The sequence below is a fragment of the Paenibacillus sp. JNUCC-31 genome, from assembly GCF_014844075.1.
In the GTDB taxonomy this organism is placed as follows: Bacteria; Bacillota; Bacilli; order Paenibacillales; family Paenibacillaceae; genus Paenibacillus.
Map to the genome: position 1 here is coordinate 191,264 of NZ_CP062165.1, position 20,881 is coordinate 212,144.

At 47.6% G+C, this 20,881-nt stretch carries 11 protein-coding genes; 1 reads left to right on the plus strand and 10 read right to left on the minus strand.

From position 1 onward, the window contains the following. Positions 1–63 precede the first annotated feature (63 nt). Positions 64–1,374, minus strand: coding sequence for an ABC transporter substrate-binding protein (locus tag JNUCC31_RS00730; RefSeq protein ID WP_192267628.1), 1,311 nt, complete (start codon positions 1,372–1,374; stop codon positions 64–66). A gap of 159 nt (positions 1,375–1,533) precedes the next feature. On the opposite strand from JNUCC31_RS00730, the gene JNUCC31_RS00735 reads away from it, so the two are divergent. Continuing rightward, a complete protein-coding gene (locus tag JNUCC31_RS00735) occupies positions 1,534–2,454 on the plus strand; it encodes a helix-turn-helix transcriptional regulator (protein ID WP_192267630.1) in 921 nt (306 codons plus the stop codon). 272 nt (positions 2,455–2,726) lie between these two features. Here JNUCC31_RS00735 and JNUCC31_RS00740 read toward each other — a convergent pair whose 3' ends face one another. The 9 genes from JNUCC31_RS00740 to JNUCC31_RS00780 form a co-directional block, all read right to left on the minus strand. After that, positions 2,727–4,712: a glycoside hydrolase family 127 protein gene (locus JNUCC31_RS00740; protein ID WP_192267632.1), complete on the minus strand. Its 1,986-nt coding sequence runs from the start codon at positions 4,710–4,712 to the stop codon at positions 2,727–2,729. Between the two features lie 261 nt (positions 4,713–4,973). Then, positions 4,974–11,327: an S-layer homology domain-containing protein gene (locus JNUCC31_RS00745; RefSeq protein ID WP_192267634.1), complete on the minus strand. Its 6,354-nt coding sequence runs from the start codon at positions 11,325–11,327 to the stop codon at positions 4,974–4,976. Positions 11,328–11,345: 18 nt separating this feature from the next. Next, positions 11,346–12,239 (minus strand): carbohydrate ABC transporter permease, encoded by an 894-nt coding sequence (locus tag JNUCC31_RS00750; protein WP_228469408.1) that lies wholly within the window; start codon positions 12,237–12,239, stop codon positions 11,346–11,348. Then, positions 12,227–13,204 (minus strand): carbohydrate ABC transporter permease, encoded by a 978-nt coding sequence (locus JNUCC31_RS00755; protein WP_192267638.1) that lies wholly within the window; start codon positions 13,202–13,204, stop codon positions 12,227–12,229. Before JNUCC31_RS00755 ends, JNUCC31_RS00750 begins: the two co-directional genes overlap by 13 nt. 42 nt (positions 13,205–13,246) lie before the next feature. Continuing rightward, entirely contained in the window at positions 13,247–14,638 is a 1,392-nt protein-coding gene (locus JNUCC31_RS00760) for an extracellular solute-binding protein (RefSeq protein WP_192267640.1), read from the minus strand. 169 nt (positions 14,639–14,807) lie between these two features. Continuing rightward, the gene (locus JNUCC31_RS00765; protein ID WP_192267642.1) at positions 14,808–17,270 is read right to left on the minus strand and encodes a hypothetical protein; all 2,463 of its coding nucleotides are present in this window, start codon (positions 17,268–17,270) and stop codon (positions 14,808–14,810) included. Positions 17,271–17,411: 141 nt separating this feature from the next. Further along, a complete protein-coding gene (locus tag JNUCC31_RS00770; protein WP_416234356.1) occupies positions 17,412–18,449 on the minus strand; it encodes a LacI family DNA-binding transcriptional regulator in 1,038 nt (345 codons plus the stop codon). 479 nt (positions 18,450–18,928) lie between these two features. Next, positions 18,929–19,798: an SDR family NAD(P)-dependent oxidoreductase gene (locus tag JNUCC31_RS00775; protein ID WP_192267646.1), complete on the minus strand. Its 870-nt coding sequence runs from the start codon at positions 19,796–19,798 to the stop codon at positions 18,929–18,931. A 45-nt stretch (positions 19,799–19,843) separates the two neighbouring features. Beyond that, a complete protein-coding gene (locus tag JNUCC31_RS00780; protein WP_192267648.1) occupies positions 19,844–20,794 on the minus strand; it encodes an NADP-dependent oxidoreductase in 951 nt (316 codons plus the stop codon). Between the last annotated feature and the right edge of the window lie 87 nt (positions 20,795–20,881).

Genomic DNA, 20,881 nt, shown 5'->3' on the forward strand with positions numbered 1-20,881 from the left:
CCAACCCCCAACCTGGAATAAGCCATATTTCCTCAATATCAAAAACGATCCCAACAATACCGTTTACCGAGTCAATTCAGCCTGCACGTCATTCAAAACTTGTTCAGGATCCTTCAGATTAATGAAGATCTCTGGCATCGCTTTATTACGCACCGCATCGAATACTTCAGGCGACTTCTCCCGAATGTGAACCGGAGCAATCTCATCCTTCACTTCGAGCAGGGTGTCGAAAATATCATCACCGAAATAATCCGTGTATTTGTTCGACTCCTTCATGGCTGCATCTGTCCAAACATCTGTGCGAATCGGGTCAAATCCAAGCTGCTTCCAGATCTGAATGTTACCCTCTTTGGACAGTTTGGCATAAGCGAGAAATTGCTCGGCGAGTTCAATCGAAGCGGACTGATTGGTAATAGACGTTGCTGTACCTCCCATGCCTGCGGAACGATTACCACCCTCTTCCCAGGCCGGCATTGGGCGAATGATCATCTTGCCCTTGAGATCCGGGATATGATCGGTGAACCGGTTCATGAACCAGAATGGCATAAACACTGCTGCTGCACTCCCCTTATCCATATATCCGAAGTATTCTTCCGTGTCATGCCCTGCACCGGGCGCGACAGCAGCAACACCTTCTTGGACCATTTTCTGAAAGAACCTCATCGTTTCAATATTGATGGGGGCGTTCACCGTTACATTGCCATCGGCATCCACCTGATCCGACTTCTGCTGGCTAATGGCCGGCCACCAGGACCAGTTCCCGTTACCTTCAAACGTGATCATCGGTTTGCCTGTCTTCTCGAGCACCTGCTTCCCTGCCTGCTCGAAATCACTCCATGTTTTGATATCATCTGCGTTAACGCCCGCTTGATCCAGAATGTCCCGGTTGTAATACATGACGGTGGCGCCCACATGATAATCGATACCGTAGTATTTACCTTCCTTGCTGTAGATCTCCACCCGGGATTGCACAATGTTATTCAGTTCGGGCTGAATCATATCCGTCAAATCCACCAGCTGCGGTACACCTTTCATAAAATTGGGGAACTTGCTCTGCTCGATATCAACCAGATCAGGTGCGCCCACACCGGATTGTAAGGCAAGCAATAGCTTGGTATGCATATCGTCATATGGAATCGTGGTTGCTTCCAGTTCAATCTGTTGGTCAGGATGCTCCTGATTCCACTGCTCTGCCATGCTCTCATAAAACTTCTGATGGGCATCCACAAACGTCCAGAAGACCAGTTTGGTCACTCCTCCGTTTCCTGCCTCTCCAGATGTCCCGCCTGCTGCTTCCTTTGTTGTACTGCAACCACTCAGAGCCATCACCACCACAAGAAGACATACCCCTAACCATACCTGCATTTTCTTCATGTTCAATCCCCTTCCCAAGGTTGTAATCTGAATCCGTTTAAGGATAGAAAACCGAATTTCGTAAGCGCTTTATTTTCTATGTTACTTGCTGTATCATAAAAAATAAATGCTTGATGCCAACATGAATTTTAAATATTTCAACCTGTTCGGAGGTGCCAATTGGACTCGCCCATCCTTCATTTCATCACCCCACCTATTCCCTACTTTATTGATTGCGGACGTGCTTATTACGAAGCTGGTGAGTATCACATCAGCCGCAGTGACATCGGTGTCTTTGATCTGATTGTCGTTACACACGGTTCACTCGCCATTAGTGAAAACGGGACAGAATGGCTTCTGAATCAAGGAGAAGCACTGATCCTTAAGCCGGATGGACACCATTACGGCAGCGCTGCCTGCAAGGCGGAAACGGAAATGATCTGGATTCATTTTCAAACCTATGGCAGCTGGAGAGAGTCTGCGAACATGGACGAATGCCTCGCCAATCAAAGTGAACTAATCGAGACACATAAGGTGAGCGCATATCTGAACCACTGTGATGTCTGTTCCATCTTCATTCCCAAACATATGCACATTGCATCCAAAGACATGGAACTGCTGGAGCATTTCTCTCAGCTTGATCAGGAGCCTCAGTCCATGCGCAACTGGAAACGACAGGCGACCTTCCAGCAATTTATGCAGCATCTGGACCTTGGGCTGTCCTCACTGTCCGACGTTGCGGCTATCCGGATCGCTGAGAAAGTTGAACTCTACATCCGCCACAATTACCCTCTACCGATCTCCAATCCGATGCTGCAAAGGGAACTCAACTACCATCCAAACTATCTCGCACGCAGCATGCTGAAAGTGTATGGCATGACACCCATGGAATATCTGCTGCATTACAGAATCGAACAGGCCAAAAAGCTGCTGCTGCAAACCGCCTGGTCCGTTGCTCGTATCGCCGAAGAGATCGGCTTTAATCATGTATCCTACTTCTCTTCCTGTTTCTCCAAAAAAGAGGGCATCTCTCCTTCCAACTTCCGCAGCAAGTTCACCAACACAGAAAATAAACCGACTCCTTCAGAACCGATACCCTGAAAAATAAACAGCGTCCGTTCACCAGAGATCGCGTTATCCTGCAACGCGTATTCTGGGTCGGACGCTTTCCCTTTTTGTCTAGCTTTTTTGAAGAAGCACTTTTCAACCTAAGCTTCACCTTTACCTTGCCCTTGCCCTGCTTCTGGTTCCTGTTCCTGTTCCGCAATCGTTACCGCGGCAACAGCTTTTAGCTCGGTCCCTTCCACTGTTCCTTGAACGGTAAAGGTACCCGCTTCTTTCGCTCACCATCTTCTCTCATGGTAGACATCCCCTTATTCGCACTCCCGAATCCAAACGCTCATTTCTCCCTCATCCCGATTGGCCCAAGTGAAGTAGGGAATGAAGCGAAGCTCGGCAGGCTGGGCATCCCAGTGGAGATCACTGCGATACAGATGTGTTCCCCAGTCTCCTTGGGATACCATTCGTCGCCCAATGGTTGTAAGTGCCGGAACTCCCAAAGGCATCCGCTCCCCGCTACCAATATGAAACTGGGCGTCCCGGGGCAGCTGAATGCGATGCAATCCGCGGCCATTGTCAACTTCTTCGAGACAGTACATAAACGGTCCCCGCTGTATGGCTACTTTTCCGAAAGTGGCTCTGATCTGATCGTGTCCTTTCATCCGCTGCAACTCCATTGGGAAGAGAAGCCTGATCTCATCACCGGCTTTCCATGTACGGGTCACTTTCATGTAACCGTATTCAAAAATAAATCCACCCTGTTCTGTCTTCTCCCCATTAATCCACAGCTCGGGAATTTCGCACCAGTCCGGCTTTCTCAGAGCTATCGTAAACTCCATACCCTCCGAGGAATCGGGCCGAACGATCAGCTTCACTTCTCCGGTGGAGGTATAGTCAGACGCCATAGTTAGCGCTGTTCTTCTACCCTTAAGTGTGAATTCCCCTTCCCCGCCGATATACAATTGCACATATAACGTAGCCTCTCCCACAGCTGGGGTATACACATATTGATCCAATGAGGCCAGTAATCGTGCAATGTTCGGCGGACAGCAGGCACAGCCAAACCACCCTTGTCGGCGTGTTCGCACGTGGGCATAATTAGGATTCACACGTTGAATCTCCGGATCGACTTCAAGCGGATTCACATAGAAGAAGCGTTGACCATCCAGGGACATTCCACTAATCACAGTATTGTATAGGGCCCGCTCCATAACGTCCGCGTACCGGCTATCATGCTTCATCTGAAGCATGCGCTTCGCCCAAAAAATCAGGCCAATCGAGGCACAGGTCTCTGCGTAGGCGGTATCTCCCGGCAGATCATAATCGCCTGTAAATGCTTCTTCTTTTGCTGATGAACCAATGCTTCCCGTAATGTACATTCGCTTGCTTACGGTGTTGCTCCACAACCGTTCACAGGCTTCTTTCAGCGATGTATCCCCCGTCTCTGCAGCTACATCTGCCATAGCCGCACACATGTACACCAGTCGAACCGCATGGCCTTCCGCTGTCGATTGCTCCCTAATGGGAAGATGGGACTGGGAGTAGGTGTGCCTGTGAACCATGTCCAACCCACCAAAATGTAGGGTACGGCCCCTTTGTTCCCATTCTTCTACAAAAAAGTGCGGACTCGCTCCCCGCTGATCCAAAAAATAACGGCTCAGTTCGAGATATTTCTCTTCCTTTGTAGTCTCATACAGCTTGAAGAGTGCAAGTTCAATCTCCTGATGCCCATCATAACCAGGCAATTGTCCCGGCTCTGTACCAAACACGGTGCCTATATGATCTGCCAAGCGAATAACCACATCCAGGAGCGTACGCTTGCCCGTGGCATGATAATACGCCACGCCAGCCTCAATCATATGTCCTGCACAATAGAGTTCATGACATTCGGCGAGGTTCGTCCAGCGCGCCCCAGGTTCACGCAAGGTAAAGTATGTGTTCAAGTAACCGTCGGCTTGCTGCGCCTTTGCTATGGTCTCTACAACGGAATCCACGAGGACTTCCAGTTCCGGATCGGGCTTCGCAGAGAGCAGATACGCAGCTGCTTCAATCCATTTCGCAACATCGCTGTCCTGAAATACCATGCCATAATGAACGCCCTCTTCCTCCCCTGCAGCGATGCGGAAATTCCGAATGGCCCGGCTTGGTTCAGCTCCTTCGATACGGTCATTGAGCGCTTCCCATTGATAGGGAACAACTACGTTGCGGACCAGTTCAATGTAATGCGACCAGAATGGATCATTGATTTTATGGCTATACCCTGGCGTCTGTGGATGGTTCGGTACATCTGGTTTTGTCATGGGAATCTCTCCTTGTTCTATTTAATATCCTTATTTTACAAATCATTACATCAGGGTGAAATCATTATTTCCAACTGAAATTTACATGATTGCAACCTATCACGACCGCCTTCCTTGCACCAATGTTCTTGTGTGGAACAAACTGGTCAGTATAACAAATCCCTTTACTTATAATGAATAATATAAATAATGGCTGCCCCTCAACAAAAATGTTGGGCAACCATTATTTTTGTAAATTTAGATTTTAGAGTTGTCCAGATTCTACTTTTCCAGGTGTGTCAGCAATCGGTAAATGACCGTCACCGCTTGCGCGCGTGTGGTCTGGCCATTAGGGATAAAGCGGCCATCCGGCATGCCCGTAATTAAACCACCCTTGCGAGCAGCCTCTACTGCTGCTGAGGATTCCGGAGAAAGATTATCCAAATCAACAAACTTCATAGAATCATCTTCCCCTTCGGTTGATAATGTAACATTTAAATTTTCTGCAAGACGATAAATCATCACAGCCATTTCCTCACGGGTAATGGGTTCATTGGGACCAAAAGTACCATCTGCTTTGCCTTTGACAATGCCCAGCTTATGCGCACTTACGATTGGAGTGTTATACCATGTGCCTTCTTTGATATCGCTAAATGCAGGTGTTGCTGTTTCATCCAACAAATCGAATGAGTTCATCAACGTTTTGAGGAATTCTGCTCGGGTTACTAGAGATGTTGGATTAAATTCTCCAGCTCCCGTTCCCTCAACAGCTCCTCTTGCTGCTAGGGCTTCAATGCCATCCACAGCCCAGTTCACATTGAATAAGTCCTTGAAGGCCACGTTTACGCCAAGTACTCCGAACATGCCGTTCTGCTGCATGTTAAACTCAAACATTTTAGTGGATGCATCATACTTACCACCGACTACAGCTTGGGCCACTCCGGCATCGTTCAGCGTAAATGCAACCACCTGGTGCCCTTTTATCCCTGCCTTCAACTGATAAGGCATAGCTAGTCTAAGTCCTTTTCCATGTAGTTCTTTAGAAGAAATACTTTTCCCATCTGCATTCATCGTGATGTTGCTGACTAAGTCTGCTTCAAGAAGTTTTCCAGCTTGTTTTGGCAACTGGCTTGGTTCCACGGCTTCAAAGACCACGCCCAGATTATTGATGTCCTTAATCGTAGTCAGGAATTGATGAGGTATCGTCAACACGGCTGATCCCATTTCAATTCTTACACTGGTTAAAGATTTCGTAGTACTAAGCGTCTTCCACGGGAGCATGGCTTCGACTTGTTGTGTTTCCAAGCCCTTTTGGATGATAATGGTTAACTTCCCGTCCTTCGTATCTTCCAGCGCTGCTTTAATATCGCTCTCTGTGAGCTGAACTTTGGCCTTACCATCTTTGTCGGTGGCAACTGCTTTTACATCGATTTTGCCTTGACCAACGGTAATCTCCGTAAGTTCTTTCGGATCCGTAGGCGTAGGAGCTGGTGCTGGAGCTGGTGCTGGAACTGGTGTTGGAGCCGATGGCGATGGGCTTGGAGTCGGTGTAGGTGTAGGCAACAGTTTTAATCCCGCAATGGCAGAATCCAGCGCGAGAACCGCAGCATCAATGTCAGCCTGTGAAGCGGATCCGCTCGTCAACAATTGTTCAGCTGATGACATCTTTTCCGCTAAGTTCTGCCAGCTTGCCGCCGTGTAGCGTTCTCGCTTCAACGCCCTTGCTTCATTCAGCTTTGCTTCGAGCGCTGCTGTATTTACTGGCGGATTTTCTGTAACCTTCAGGACAGTGTACGTCTTCGTTGTGATTTGATCAGAACCGGTTAACGTCACTTTGTATCCTGTCTTCAAATCAATTGCCGACGTCAACCCATCGGATTCGTAAACCGCAAATGTCACACTTGCGGGAACGTTTAAACCAGTTTTAAGTTCCTCCAGCGTTGTCGTTTCAGGAATTACAATTTCCTTGGTTAACTGATCCACAGAACTGCCCGGAATGTTTATACCGATAATAGATACATTGTGTTCCTCTACGGGCTCTAGAGCTTCAAAAGCTTCGAGCAACGTTTTGTACGCCGCATCGATATCTCCTTCGGTCGAAGCGTCATTTTTATAGACGTCACTAGCCATCTGCAAAGCTGCTTGCAACGTTTGCCATTGTTCCGGTGTGCCAATATAGTTCTCTTCGTTCACGGAAGGATCTGACGCAGCATCAATTGCCGCTTTTAGGCGGGACTTATCGTATTTGACATAAATACGAAGGCTTGCTCTTAGGTCGGTTCCTTCCACACTGCCAAGCACAACAAAATCAGTTGCGATGGATAGCTTATTTTCGGGAATCTCATCCCATACTACATTAGCCAACCCTTTCGTTTTGTCTTCATAAGTCACGGTAACTTGTGAAGGCAACTCAGGCATGATGTTGATGGTCGTATTGACCGATGCTGGATCAATGGCTGTTATCGCACCATGGTCCGTTTGAGGTGGTTCTTCCCCGTCAGGTTTGGCCGATATAGCACGCCATTCTTTTAAACCGGTGTATACCGAACTGCTTTGGTTTTTCATCGTTAAACGTAATTTGTCGGTCGTGACTTCATTAAAGGTGACTTGGTTGAATTTGCCCTTTTCCATTTTCTTCTCACTAAGTCCGGTAACCGCCACATACTCGCCTGTCTCCTGATCCCAATACTCAAAGTCGTAATCGGCAGGAACCTGTACGCCACCTCCATCATCATAAAAGTACATTGAACTGCCAGACAAGGTCACAGGCGTTTTCCATGTATACTCCACCCAATGACTCTGGTTAGGCGATCCCCAGTTTCCATATTGCGTTTCGATCTCTGGGTTGCCGATGCTTCCAGGGACTAATGGAATATACCCGTCATTCACCGAGTTCAAAGATTCCCATGCCGATGTATAAGAAGCACTTGGCGTAGCCAACAGGGCAGCATTGCGGTAACGAAGACTCTTCTCAGCAAGGCGCACTCGATTCGTCATGGACTGCACTTCATCAAGCGAATAATCATCTCGCGCAAGCAGTTCCTTGGCTTCAGTCAATGCTGCTTGCAACGCCTGCCAAGACTCCGGCGTGAAGTCATCCGCATTGCGGACAAGTTTGCCCTGTGGCGATACCCGGTCTGCAAACTTGGCAATGACATTAGACAATTCAGCTGTCGCTACGTATACCGTGATGGGCACTTCTACCTTCGTGATTGCATCCCCGTCGCTGACGCTCAACTCGTAGACGTATTCGCCTACCGCGCCGAATGTCACATTCAATGTCGCCTGATCCAGTGCCTCTGCCTGCACTGCACCAGCATCGCCTGATACTAGATTCCATGCATACGTCAAACGCCCGCTTGGCAGACCATCATCCGTAATTACTGGGGCCAACTTCAATGGAGCTCCTTGCTCCACGTTCACCGGCAGGTCTAGTTGCACTTTTGGTGCAAGATTCTCCGAAGGCGTAACGTTCAGGTCGTTATTGTAGATTTGAATTTCCTTAATTCCTGTTGAATAGCCCGATGCATGCGTAAAATGGACTCGGATAGCCGCTGTGTTCACCGCACTGAATTCAACATTATTGTAATTTGCGGCCACATAATTCGGATAACGGAATTGCCCTTCTACAGGCTTCCATGTGGTGCCGTCCGCGTCCAAGTATTCCACATCAAACGTTTGTGGAGCTGCATAGCCGTTTGGCCGCCGGTCATTATAAAAGTACACTTTTACATTATCCACCGTTTGGGCTCCATCAAATTGAAACGTGACTGAATCAGATGGATTCGGCGAGCCGCCGAACAACGCAGTATTCGAGGTATGGTTAATGGATGCAATCGTAGACCCGTCTGCCAGTCTGTTCACATTGGAATTGCTATGGATATAGCTGGATTCAACCGTAGTACCAGCTGCCGTTGCCAGGTTCACGCTGTTATGCTCCACATCAACTCCAGCTTTATTGAACATGTCCACTGCTTTTTCATTGCCTGCAAGTGAAGTATCGTCTGCCGAAGCCAGATTAACAGCACGACCAATTTCATAAATAACGTTGGTGTTTGTGTTGTCTCCAACCGCCCCCGGCACGTCCCCGTCCGGTTTTTCTACCTTGCCCGTTGCTGTATCAAAGATGATATGCGACATTTCATCCGTAGTCATGACACGTTCGCCATTGATGAACAATGAGTATCCCACGGGGATATCCTTGTAATATGGATCGCTATCGCTATATTTGGCCGGGTCTTGCCACACAATGGACAGATTGGCATCATGATAACGCAAATTGTCCACGGCGAAATGGTCATATTGGATATCAAGTGGCCATAGCTCGATTTTATCGTCCGCTCTTGGTTGAAGGCCTGCCATATCTTCCATGACGGAATAATTCATCATGCCCAGCGTATCGTGATGAATCCAGGCACGAACCATCTTGCCACTTGGGTTTGGCGGATTTTGTGGCGTCCAAGGTGTTCCGAAGAAATAATCCTCCAGCCAGAAAAACTCATTGGAATCCAGGTGATCCGTATTGCCTGGTTCAACCGTGTGTAACCATGCACCCCAGTCAAATAATGTTTTGTAGGTGTCGCTGTTGATATTCTCCACCGGGTAATGACGCAAGGAAGCACGAATCGTATTGATGTAATTTCCAAAGTTGCACCAAGCGAACTGGTCCGTTCCGAACGCGCTGGTCTCTCCATTCTGGAATGCTTCCACACGTTTCATGATACTGTGCTGATCTGCCGTAAAGAATGGGAAAATCGGGTAATAGTTCGGATCACCGTAATCGGATAACTGGGTCAAGTACTTGGATTCGTATCCTGCCTCCCCTTCTTTCGGCACTACACCGAAGTTAAACACAAACATATTGTTGTCACGCCATGGATTGAATACGTCTTGTTGGTTGATGACTTTTTTGTGCAAAAAGCTGCCTTCTCCGTTGGTATCGGCTTCGCCGTCACCGTCAAAATCTGCTTCGTCGTACCACATGTTGTTCAGAATGGCGTTCCGAATTCGCTGTGCCACCTCTTCCATGCGCTTCGCGTTTGCGTCATCCCCCAGTTGTTCGTACATTTGTTGGGTGGCTACTGTGTTTGCATATGCTGTAGAAGAACCGTCCAAACGCGCATAGTTTCCGTTTCCTTTCCAGTGCATGGACACGGTGTCTCCATCATTACCGGTAATTGGACCGTGATTGTAATAAACCAAATCAGGATTGGTACCCCTGAAATGATTCAGTGTGCCCGTCACATCGCTTGCCGAGAAATCGGCGAATTTTTTCAACACCTTTTCTCCGCCACCATAAATCTTGTACGCTTCCCAACCGACTTGCGAGGTATTTTGCATCATATCCCATGTCCAGATATTCGGTCTTCCCGGATTGTTTTTGTAGTTGGCGTTTTCAGAATATTCGCCTTGGGCTAGCCAAGTCCCGTATGCATAAGATGGGTCTCGTAGCCACTTCAAATCCTGCAACACCCACGGAACACTGACTGTGATGCCGTTGTTGTAACCCAGCACCCCTTCCATGTTCATCGGGAATTGCCAGTCGTTTCCGGGAATGTTCGCTTCCAGCAAGTTGAAGCGATTGGACCACCAACGATAATACAGAACCTTCTTCACATTCTCGTCTGGAATATCGATGTAGGGGATATTTTGTGCCCACCATTCGTTGTATTCCTTCACCTGATCATTGAAAGCCTTTTCATTATAGCTTGCTTTAAATTGAGCATACTGTGTTTTCGATGCCGGGATTTCTTCTGCCAACCACCCCATGACCACTTTTTCATCCACCGAGGTACCTGCAGGGACCGTAATTTCTTTCACCAAATCATTGCCAACAGGCGTCATGCCATCCCCGCTGAGATGAACGTCAACGTGGGACATCGCTTCCACATATTTCTCTCCAGCACGTCCAACCATAATTGGAGCAGCCACCCGTTTGCCGATCAATTCATCTCCCTCGGCTTCGGTTACAAATGGAGATTTGACGGTCATAGTTAGCGTAATTGGCGTATTACTGTTATTGGTTAACTTCAGTAGCGTAACTGCACTGTTAGAGGAGGTAATAAACTTACGCTGACTTATGTCCAAACGGCCACTCTTGTAGGTTTGGTCAGCATGGCTAGGGTAGTTTTTACGAGCAGCCTTGTCTTCCACTACGGCTCCCGTAGAAAGAGTTATGTTGTACATCGTATCCTTGTTGAGAGTATCCGCATAGTGTACCGTCCCAACAAAACCGAGCTGCCGGTTGTCCTGCGTTTTCATGTACAGCGCGCTCCCTCGGCTGAAGAGCGTGTTGGCACTGCCATCATCATTGTTATCGTCTGGGATGACACCCTCGTTAACCAGCAACTTATCGAGCCATGGCAAGTCGGCATGATCTGCAGCGAACTGGTCAAAATCAAAATCTTCGATGGCTTTCATCATTTGGCCGACGGTTTCCTGACTAAAATCCACGGGCTGGCTAACGATCTGATTGTTCTTCCATGTTGCATCGCCGTAGTCGGTACCTACGCCTTCATGCACAAAGTCTGTCGTGTAGTTCGCCGATGCAGGTATGATGCCTGTATTCAAGGTTACGACGGTGGCCAAAGCGGCCACCCACATTTTTGTTGCCCATTTGCTCTTCTTTGTCGCCATTGCTTCGTCTCCTCCTTATTAACCTTTAATTCCCGTCAACGTAATGCCTTCTACGAAATATTTGTTGCCGATCAGGAAAAACACCAGGCAGGGAAGTGTTACGATGAGTGCAAGCGCCATGACCTGCTCATAGTTTGGAATACGCATTCCGTTCACCATGTACAAGCCCATAGGCAAAGTATAATCGGCCTCTGTTTTCAGATAAATCATGGTATAGAAAAATTCATTCCAACAGTTAATGAAACTGAATAGAGCAACAACGATCATGGCAGGGCGAATGAGAGGCAGCATGATCCGGTAATAGATGCGGAAATAACCTGCGCCGTCGATTTTGGCCGCCTCGCTCAGTTCAGCAGGGATTGTCATAAAAAATTGTCTGAGCAGAAAAACAAAGTATGCATTGCCGCCTGCGCAAAAAAAGGCCGGAATAATTAGGGCAGGTTTGCCTGCAAGCCCAAGCGATGTATATAACGAAAATTGCGGCAGCAGTGTAACTGCACTAGGAAGCATCATACTGCTGATAACGAGCACAAACCAGGCGCCGCGCATGGGGAAACGTAATTTGGCAAACGCGTATGCTGCAAAGCTGGTCGTGATGACGGTGCCAATGACATACGGAACGACAATGGAGACCGAATTCCATAGCTGCCGCCAGAACTGAATCCGTTCCAGTCCTAGCCTGAAATTCTCGAACCCAAGCTCTTTCGGAAAAAATACAGGCGGTCTGGCCAATATTTCCGAATGACTCACCATTGCGCCACGTAACAGCCAGTACAATGGAAAAGCAAAAATGAATGCAAGCAGGAGAGATAACACAATCAAGCCGAGATGAATTGCTCTTCTTCGGTTTTTAGCCTGCTTGATGCTCGTATACTTCATCGGTGCAGGTGCCGTCTCCATTATCTCACCCACTTTCGTTTGCCCATGGCATCATCACGTTTGAGCGCGCCTTGAAAGTAAAACAACACGCCCGTAATCACCAACGTGATGAGAAATACGATCCAAGCTTCCGCCGATGCCAAACCTCGCATGCCCACTTGAACAAAGGAATGATCGTAGATCATGACGTTGATAAAGTATGTCATTCGGTCAGGCGCGCCATTTCTCGACAACACCACGCTTTGGGTATAAATCTGGATCGATGTCATCATACACATGATGAGCTGAAAAAAGAGTACGGGTTTAATCGTGGGATAAGTCACCTTTAAAAACTTGTGCCAGGCATTGCCTCCATCCATCTCAACGGCCTCCAGCAATTCTCCGGGGACATCCTGCAACGTGGCGATAAATACCACAATCGTCCCGCCGCATGTCCACAGGCTCATGATAAACAAGGTGTAAAAGATCCGAAGTGGGTCGCTCAGAAAATCCCATGGCGCAATGCCCATTTGTAGTAGAACCCAGTTGACGAGCCCGCCTTTGGCCTGATTTTGCAATAGCATCTGCCAAACGATCGTTGTCGCCAGCATCGGTACGACGGATGGAAGAAAAAAGATAGCTCTTAGCACATTTCTCCCAATAAACTTCCGGTTTAGTAGCAAAGCAACAATTAGGCAGAACACGATAACAAGCCCAACGTTTACAAAGGCATAGACCAGCGTAACCGTAATCGATTTTTTAAATTCAGAGCTCGGATTGCTGAAAATATACCTGAAGTTATCCAATCCAATCCATTCCATGACCTGACTGCCGCTCATAATCGTAATTTTATGAAAACTGTAATATAAACTGGCGAGCATTGGGTACATCGTCAGCACCAAAAATCCGATGATGGCTGGGGCAGCAAAAAGATATCCGGCAATGGCCTCTTTGGTGGCACCTTTTGCTATTCTTCTGGCAGGAACGGTTTCCGCACCGATTTTGCGTTCTGGATTCATAAGCATAGCCTCTCTTTTCGAATTCAAACTTCCTTCCTATGGCTAGGAAACCTTGCCGCTTTCCCACAGCGACTTGATTGCCGGCATAATCGCATCATAAATTTCTTTGACACTTTTCTGGCCGGATAATGCCTGGTCAATCGACTTTTCGTATTCTGTGTTCATTTTTAAATAAGCCGGGACATAATACGCAGGCCATTGGACAATGGCGCCCTCGGTCGTAGCATAGCTAAGGATGGTTTCCTTTGCGCTGGCTGGCAGATCAGCCGTCCATTGTTCAATTAAAGCGGGATCTGTATACCAGTCCGCCTGATTAGGCAGCCATGCTCCGCTTTTTAGCAAGTCTAGGCTGTTTTCTGGATTAACCATATAGGCGTAGAATTTCTTAGCCTCTTCGATATGTTTGGAGGTATTGTACACAACGAGTGGAGCTCCAGCATTCATGGTTACTGCTTTCTCCATTTTCGGGAGCACACCTACACCAATATCCTCATTGCCTTTGATATTCGCTAAATCCCAGGATCCGCTCACAGCCATAGCATAACCCCCGCTTAACGCATCCACAGCGGAGCCAATTCCAGAACTCCAGGTATAGCTAAAGGCCGAAGCAACTTTGTCTTTGTTCACAAGATCAGCCAGTTTTTGAATACCTTCTGTCGTTTGTGGTGAATCCCATTGAAACTCTTTTCCATCCGGGGATACAATGCCTCCTCCATTGGCGTTCGCTGCCCAGAAATGGTGAAATTCACGACCTGCCGTAAAACCAAGACCATAGTTTTCAGTCAATGCAGCATCGAATCCAGCATCAGCAGCTGTCTTACCACTCGAATCCTTGGTTAGCTTTTTAGCATTGGCAACAAAGGTATCCCAGTCCCAGGCTTCTTCAACCTTGGTAGGTGGATAGGGAACGCCTGCCTCATCAAATTTCGATTTGCTATAGAACAGCAGTTCCATTTGATTGGACAAGCCTACACCGATAACTTTCTGTTCTGGAGTATGGATGGTGATTGCAGGAAGTTTCTCCGGAATGGTTCCATCCGCAAGCAGGTCGGAAATGTCCTCTAAAATGCCCATCTCATTATACTTTTGAATGTCAGCTTCCCCCATGTAACTGATGTCCGGCAGTTCTCCGGATTGAAGCCTCGTCTGGATGAAGGTGTCAAATGTGCCGTCTGCCGGCAACACCTGCGCATTAATTTTCACCCCGGTGTCCGCTGTATATTTTTCTGCAGCGGATTCCACCAGTTGCTTCTGTACATCATCCCCCCAATACAACAACTCAAGGGTGATGCCCCCAGCGGACGGATCCCCCTTGCCTGCTGCTGCATTTTTGGCATTACCGGAAGTGTCCGAATTGCCAGAACAACCTGCCAGCGTGGAGAAAGCCAAGGTTAATGCGAGAGACAGAACCAACTTGCGCTTACCGAACCTCATGTTTGTTTCCTCCCTTTTTCAATGCTATTTATTTCAAGTCAACGAATTTAATCGTTTAACTTAAAAACATGGTCTTGCATCATATCCGGATGATTATGTGGTGCTGATCGTTAATCAAGTCTGTACTTCCTTTATAGAACAAGTGGGAACTGCCAAGTTAGCAGACTCGTCAAAGGCAATCGCAGAACTTTCCATTTTCCAGGCGAATGCTCTTTTGCAACGTTCCTTGAGGAGCTCTGAACTCTAAGTCTTCTTCACGGAATACGTACCTGGACGGATACGCCGCATAACTTTTCACGGTCCAACCATCATGCTCTTCTGTAACGAATCCGTTGACACATCTTAAAGTGCCTCCTTCATCTCGATAGAGGTACGTCGTAGTTCCAAACCCCAGCAAATATGCTACTAATTCCTCACCCATATCCCAATCATCCCCCGATACATCGGAGAACAAAGCGGCAAACAGCGGATCGTCTGCTCCCACGAACACCGATTGCCCAAAACGATTACGCGACAATTCCGGCATGTTCAAGTTGGGTGCAGATACACTATACGTCGATGCGGCTTCACCTTTCTCCAGCTTTCGCGGGGTGGATTTTACATTCCAGTCATAGCAATGGAAGATTGCCATTGTAGAGCGATAAGCTGCTTCCAGATATTCTGTATTACCGAGATGTTCATACGCAACCAATGCCGACGATGCCGCTAGTCCGCCCCATAAGGAATGAATCATTGGAGACAGTGCTTCCCACCATCGATCCGGATTTTGCAGCCTATAGTCGTTGCTGAATCCGATATTCGCCAAAATAAGCTGACCATATTGTGAAGCCTCGTCGGTATGCCCAAGGAAACATAATGCTGTGCACGTTGGACCAAATCCGGCATTATCATAAAAGTGCTCTGTAACGGCTCCGCCGTAGTGCCGAACACCAATTTCCATTTCTCGACCAAAGCGATCCCATAGCTGTCGTAGTTGATTATGTAATTCAGCATATCCTTTGTCTTTCAACGCTTGTAGTAGTTCACGTATGTAAAGAATAAACACGCCATTTAGACGCGATTCGTCCTTTTCTCGCTGACCTAAATGGCAATCGGGATCAAGTCGCAAACACATAACTTCGGCTGCCCATGTCAAATACTCGGAAGGAGAATGCAGATGAAGCAGCTCTTCATCCATTTGTGATAATAGATAAAAAACATGCGCGATATAATCGAAATCGTAGATACGATAGAAGTTACCGTACAAAAGTTGTGGCCGGGACAAATCACCGTCAATAAACCAGTGCACCTTCATATCCAGCACCGCTGCTGCTTCCGCCCTCATAACCTGCTCGGGAACAGGTAAAGACATCCAATTTTTCATTAATAAGAATGCCAATTTTCCCAGTGACTCACCTTGGTTAGATAACGGACGGAACGCATGGGGCCGAACCGCTGCCTCCCTGCCTTCATAGCTATTTACTGCCAGCCATTCTGCTCGCTTTTCAAGCAAGGTATGAACGGGTTCAAGGACATTCCAAACCAGCATGTCACGACGTCCGTCCTTGAGTATCAACTCCAGTTTGCGTTCTCCCGGTACGTCAGCGGGTAGGGTTACGATGAACTCCTGTTCAACGACAGGGTTGCTAATTTGAGCAGAGCCCACGTCTAGTGACATAGACTTTCCTGAAGGAATCAGTAGTGTCGAGATATCCTGCTCTTCGATGTCATTCGCGTGCCCAGGCGCACTGTATAGCTTTAACGACCTTATTTCAAGATCCCTAGGCAAACGGACTGAGGCTGTGAATTGTCCGCCTTCAGGCACAACGGGTGTAAAGCTACAGTGAGGATGTCCGAGAACCTTGCCTTGGTGGTAGAAATCCGCCAGGTTCTGGAATGATACAAATCCGTACTCCCAATTTTCCGCTTGTCCGGGCATTAACGTTAAAGAGTTGTAAGCGTCATCATATATCCAATCGGTAAGTACCAAATCTTTTAATGAGGACCCATCCTCCACCAAAGAAAGTCTGTGGTACAACAAGCCGTCCAAAGATGGAGAAACTTGTTCTAGAAAGCGGTTACAATAGCGACAAAGAGAACCCAAGGTGGATGTATTCCCTCTGAGCGTGTAGATTCCGAGATGAGGCCCTTCGTTACTTCGTCGTACAGCAGCAAATTTGGCAAAGTTCCCTCCGATGTGCGTATATACGGCGCAGGATTCATGCATGTTACGGTACACATCTTGCGTTCGAAACATAATGTAGGCGAGAGAAAACCAAACATGCAACCCTTGAATTTTAATGCTCTCATCCGATTCATTGGTCAGTTTGATACCCCAGCGGAATTGATCGCCTTCCAGCAAATATGAAAACAAGATCTTGACCTGTACGTCTTTGAACTCCACGGTAACATGGTTCGTGCTATGTTTCGTAATATTTGGCTTAAACATCGAGCTTTGAACAAACCTGTCATTCAACTGCAAACTCCATTCTCCAAAGAGCTTATCCTCATCATCTTGAAATCCAACCTCTCGCAAATAATGAGGATCTACTACCCAATTCATCTCATGGGGATCATCTTTCATCACCAATGACTGAACGGTACCACGTTCACCAAACTCGATCCTAAATTTTTCATTACTAAGAATGGTCACTTAGATCACCCTTTCATCGATCGGAATTAAGTTAAACGTTTAAATTAATTTCGAAAAGAGAAACTTAAGTTCCTCTATGGTATTGCGAAGCCTACCTGCGTTTGTTCTATGTATGGAAACTGGCATGCTCCTTTTTAGCTTTTAAGCTTCCAGAATCCGAACTGAATCACGCTCGATCAAGCGGCATTCCGGCATGGTTAGGTTTTGAACATCTTCTCCATTGATTAGGCGGTAAAGGGTTTCTATCGCTAAATATCCCATCTCATGAAGCGGTAATCCCATTGTTGTCAGACGTGGGCTCAGGTAATCGCTGAATTCCCTATCATCAAAACCAACTACAGAAATATCATCAGGGACGCTAAGCCCCTTTTCCTTCGCGGCCTGAAGAACCCCAACGCCCATAACATCGTTCATTGACAGAATCGCAGTCGGCGGATTGTCCATGTCGAGTAGCTCGTTAGCGTATCTATAGCCAGAATCTCTTTCCCAATCCCCCATCTTTATTAAGGAAGGGTCAAATGGCAGTTCAAAATCGGTAACTGCTTTGTAATAACCGTTTAATCGGCGTCTTGAAGGGATTGAATCCATTAAACCACTAATAATTGCGATGCGACTGTGTCCCTTTTGTACCAAGTACGACATCGCTTCATAAGATGCCTGTTCATCATTATACTGAATTGAAATATCGTCTTGTGTGTAACCGTAGGTATATATAATTGGTTTACCTTCAACATTGATCAGACCTGTCAAGTCGCGAGTGTGAACTCCAATATAGATAATGCCGTCTACTTGTTTACTAAGCAGTTCGGATACGGCATTGGTTGCATACTTACGATACGCTTCGACGTCCTGAAAATTGCGACCAATTCGCTTGTCTAGCCTAAGGTTGACGAGCAGGATATGAAGGTCATGACGGTCTCCAAAGTCGTTGATGCCATCGATAATATCCGGAGCATTAAATACAGTCACATCCTCCGTAATAACACCAATGGTGTTGGTACTGTTACGTTTAAGGCTTTTAGCAATCTCGTTCGGTTTGTAGTTTAATGCTTCGATGGCCTCCTGGACCCTCCTGCGCGTTTCCGGGCGGACATTGCGAGTGCCGTTAAGCACATAGGAGACTGTAGCAATAGAAACATTAGCCCTAAGTGCGATGTCCTTTATGCTGGTTTTTCTCATAAGTCTCTCCTGTCTAAGCATAAGAACCATCGTTCATTAGCTGTTTAAACGTTTAGATAAAAGTTTGATAGTTGAATAATACCTTACAATCACTGATTAAGCAATCGTTTTTTTGGGTTTTACTTCCACTTATGATGCCTAGAGATAGCGCCCATGTTGGGCACATAACAAAAAGCTCAACCAGTAAAAACTGACTGAGCTCATAAAATGACTGCCCCCGTATGACACCCATAACGTGAACGCATATCTCGATCGATTCAAAGCCTTCTTCACTTCTTCCGCGATGTGACTACGAAGTATTTGAATCACTATAGCACCATTTCATTGATGGAACAACCTCGCTGTCGACGCTTACGCGAACCAAAGAACTTTTTCACCAAGCGATCCAGCAGTCCATGGAAACAACTGGATAGACTCTTCCAGCCTAATGTGAGAACGAACTTCAGAAGATGGCCTTGTGAGCAACAATCTTCTGGAACTCAGCCATTAACTTGAAAACTCCCGCCAAGAAATTCATGGCTATATATGTCGGAGATTTTTTCCAGCACACGCTGCGCATGTTCAGTAAATTTCAAGTCCGCAATCCGATCTTTGAACAGAAACACGCCGGTCTCATTGCTGTTTTTGCCGAGTGCTCCCTCATATAATAGGTTGGCTCCATGAGTAGGCGGAGAGGAAAAAAATTTCATAAACAGTTCAAACCCTGCGGTCAGTCCGGAATCTTTTCCTTTTCTTAGCGTGTTGTTAATGCCCGGGTCAACGCTGCGGATCTTGATGTTTTCCTTGGCAAGCTGCGGTGCGATGGCTTGGGTCCACAACGAAAGAGCCAGCTTTGAAGTCGCATACGGTCCATACATTTTGCGGAAGGCTTTGGGATGCTCCAATTTGTCGATCGAAAACTCCTTCGTAAATCTAAACACCTGCGACGAAGTGTTAATCACCGTTTTTAAGCTGCCGTTCTTCAACAGCTCCTTCAATTCCATCAGAATAATATAAGGAACGACCGTCAACAATTCATAATGCAATTCGCGGCCTTGTTTCGAATAGCGCAGCTCGCTTAAGCCTCCTCCAGCGTTATTAAACAAAATATCGATCCGCTGTTCCTTGCTTTTTATTTCTTCCAAAGAGTGTCTCAAACTGTCATAATCGGTGAGATCCTTCACTTTATAGGCTCGGAGCCGTCCGTCCTTGAGATGATTTTGGAGGAATCTATCGTCTGCTGGAAAATCCGACCGGTTCAAAGCAACCACCTGCCAGTTCTCCGACAGCATTTTCCGGGTCAATGCCAACCCGATCCCGTTACTTGCCCCTGTAATCAGTGCAATATGTTCTCGTTGGTTCTTACTCAATGCATGTCCTCCTTCATTCAGAATTTCATCGGTTATATGTGCTCATCATTCGGAGTCGGGCAGGAGGATCAGTTTGCCGTGGGCACCCCCGCTCTGGCTGATTTCGACAGCTGAACGCCATGCGTCGAGTGCGAAAGTCTTCGCGACCGGAATCGTGAACTTTCCGTCTGCTGCGTACTGGGCAAAGTCGCCGACAACGTCATAACGCAGGGTATGTTCTTCTCCGTAGCTGGCGCGAGCGCCAAGTTCAACGGCCGCGGCGAAATCGCTGACGGTTAGGACGCGCTGGGGATGCCCATTGACGATATGGATCAGATCCATCATTGCGCCGCTGATTGGTGCGGTATCCAGAACAAGGTCAACCGGCTGCTCCGCCAGTTCGGTCACTCGTTCGACCATTCCATCACCGTACGAGGTCAGCAACGCTCCCATTGAGCGGAGCTTGTCGGCGTAGGTGGGACCAGCGGTTGCGATCACGCGGGCACCGCGCATGAGGGCAATCTGGACGGCGGCGAAGCCTACCGTTGTTCCAGCTCCGTGCACTAGTATGGTCTGGCCCGACCTTAACCCGAGAGTATCAATGCCTCGGTAGGCGGTTTCGACCGCCAATGGCAGTGCTGCAGCCTGTACAAAGTCGAGTCCGTCCGGTATGCGGAACCAGTAGTACATGATCGCCCGATCGGACGCACCGGCGCTCGATCCACCCATGAAATCGGCGGCACCCAGAACGGCATCGCCGATGGCGACATCGGTTACACCCTCTCCAACTGCGTCTACAATCCCTGACACGTCCAGCCCAATCCCGCGAGGCAAGGGCAGTTGACCGGCAAAGTGGCCTCGACACATCCCCCAGTCAACCGGATTTAACCCACAAGCGCGTACGCTCACGCGAATGCGTCCCGGGCCTGGTTCTGGGATCACCACCTCATCCAAGCACAAAACATCGGTTGGTTCGCCGTAGTTGTGGAACCGGATTGTCCGCATGGTATTCTCCATTGTGATATTCCCTCCATTTTGCTCTGATAGAATCGTGTTCTTGTGAACTCAAACGGTCTTCCAAGAAAAAACAACGATATCCTAAAC